The 2100-nt window shown below is 39.9% G+C and carries 1 protein-coding gene; it reads left to right on the forward strand.

The features are described 5' to 3' along the window. Positions 1–462 precede the first annotated feature (462 nt). Positions 463–1695, forward strand: coding sequence for an ATP-binding protein (locus ACFFIP_RS17810; protein WP_382389115.1), 1233 nt, complete (start codon positions 463–465; stop codon positions 1693–1695). Positions 1696–2100: the final 405 nt, after the last annotated feature.

Below are 2100 nucleotides of genomic sequence, written 5' to 3' on the forward strand. Positions count from 1 at the left end.
AGCGAGGAACGAGCGAAGAATCTCCCATAGTTTAGGAGATTCTTCGGCTTCGCAGGCTGCGCCTCAGAATGACGTAGTAAAAAGATGTCTTTGCCTTTCTGTAAATGCCAAATTTTAAAATCTCGACGTGACAAGGATAACTTCAAGACAGTAAGAATCAATTAATCCATGGATAGCTGATTGCTTTTTTGGTGTCATTTTGCTGCCGATAGGATGAGCCCCTGGTTCAATGATTACTGCTATTGGAACGGATAGCCCCTCTACTTTTAGGAGAGGGGTTGGGGTGAGGTATGAAAGAGAGAGGTCTGTTTGTTTATAAAAGTCAGGCTTCTGGAGAGGGCAGGACAACTGGTTTCAATAATTGGGTTCTTTTTTTGACATTTAATTAACAAACATCTTCCATCATACTGAAAAATATCTTACATTTAAAATGAAAGAAACTTACTAAATACTGATTTTATAATGATAAGACAGGAGGAAATTGCATTAGTTATAAATTCACAAAAAGAATCATTCTTAAAACAGGATATTGGTTTTATCCGTGAGGCTTTGATGCATATACCCATTACAGACGCTTTTGCAACCATCATCACGGGAATTCGGCGCTGTGGAAAAAGTACACTCTTATTGCAATTGCTGCGAAAAGATTACCAGGATGCGCTTTATCTCAATTTCGATGATATCCGCCTTGCCGCATTTGAAACAAGTGACTTTGTTAGGGTTCACAGAGAAATAGAAAAGAGGGGTATTCAAGTATTGTTTTTTGATGAGATACAAATTATTAGAAACTGGGAAACGTTTGTCAACCAACTTTTGAGGGAAGGGTACAAAGTGTTTGTAACAGGATCAAATGCAGCCATGTTGAGTGTGGAATTGGGTACCCATCTCACAGGAAGGCATTTATCCATGGAATTGTTTCCCTTTTCTTATTCGGAATATATCCGGTACAAAAATCTGGAAAGTTCTGTTATTGCATTGGAAAGTTACCTGAAAACAGGAGGCATTCCTGAATTTGTGAAGACAGGTCTCACTGATGTTATTTATACATTAGTGGATGACATCTTGATGAGAGACATTGCGCTCAGGCATGCGGTCCGAGATGTAAGCTCCTTGCGCCAATTGGCTGCTTACTTGATCAGCAACATTGGAAATTTGGTTTCCGCAAACAAGTTGGTGGGAATGTTTGAGATCAAATCAGCTACCACTTTCCTGGAGTACTTTTCTTTTTTGAAGGATGCTTATTTATTAGACTTTGTTCCTTTATATGATCACTCCTTGAAGGTTCAGGCGCGTAATCCCAAGAAAGTATATGTCTTGGATATGGGCATCTATTCGGAAGTTTCAGTCACAACAAGCGATAATAGTGGAAGACGCTTGGAAAATTTAATCTTCCTCCATCTCCGCAGAAAATACAATCAGATTTTTTACTACAAAAACAAGGGAGAATGTGATTTCGTCACCATGGAAAGAGGCAAATTAACGGTTGCTATTCAAGTTTGCCTGACGGTAAATGATGAGAATTTTAACCGGGAACTCTCTGGAGTAGTTGAAGCCATGAATGACTTGAAAATCAGTACTGGATATATCATTACTAAAGACCAAAGTGATATCTTTGAAAAGGATGGTTTGATCATAAAAATGATCCCCGCCCACGAATTTCTTGATGATAGAACGGCTGGCTTTTTTCGGGAATAACGGGAGAGACTTATAAAGAGCCAAGGCTAAAGGAAAAAGAGGGGAGAAGGAATGTAGAATGATGAGTGAAAAATGAAGAATTTCGGATTTTGAAAGGCGGATTTCGGGAAAGAGTAAGAGCCAAGGTAAAAGGTAAAAGTAAAAAGGTTGGAGTTTTGAAAAGTTTGGGAGATGGGTTCTGTGGGAGAAGGATTTTTTAACCGCGAATTACGCAAATTGTACTGAACAATGCATCACAAGGAAATGAATTATGCGCGAGGCTTGCGGATTGACACGAATTCTTGTGCGGATAGAAACCTTGAGAATAGAAGAGAACAAAGGGCTGAAGGCCCGTGATAACTGTAGCCCGGGTCGGAGAGGCGTTAGACTCGGAGGCCTGGGCTAATGGTGATTTGCCTGTTCCAA

This window comes from Fontibacter flavus (assembly GCF_042432905.1).
Classification (GTDB): domain Bacteria; phylum Bacteroidota; class Bacteroidia; order Cytophagales; family Cyclobacteriaceae; genus Fontibacter; species Fontibacter flavus.